Annotated in this window: 1 protein-coding gene; it reads left to right on the forward strand. The window is 65.1% G+C overall.

Features of this window, described 5'->3' with window-relative positions; translation table 11 throughout:
* Positions 1–180: 180 nt before the first annotated feature.
* On the forward strand, positions 181–393 hold a 213-nt coding region (locus tag EVJ34_RS15575; protein ID WP_236636732.1), incomplete at its 3' end, for a GDP-mannose 4,6-dehydratase.

Below are 393 nucleotides of genomic sequence, written 5' to 3' on the forward strand. Positions count from 1 at the left end.
GCGGGCCACCGCCGAGCCGACCAGGCCGCGGTGTCCCGCGACGAATATGCGGGAGCCGGGCCGCAGTAGGGGGCGGTCGGATTCCTGGGAGGGGACGGGAAGTTCGGTCGTCATGGCTCGGATTGTGCCAGCAGAAAGGGACTGTGGTGACACTTCGCCGCAGAACGTCCCAATTCAGATATGTCGGTGAACGTCGCCGCCGAGGCGATCAGCAGAGAAGGGGGAATCGTGGCGAAGACCGCGCTCATCACCGGAGTGACCGGCCAGGACGGTTCGTATCTGGCCGAGTTGTTGCTCGACAAGGGGTACACGGTGCACGGCCTCATACGCCGCTCCTCCAGTTTCAACACCGAGCGGATCGACCACATCTACCAGGGGCCCGAGGAGCCGGAG

The organism is Exiguobacterium sp. SL-9, assembly GCF_004336985.1.
GTDB lineage: Bacteria > Bacillota > Bacilli > Exiguobacteriales > Exiguobacteriaceae > Exiguobacterium.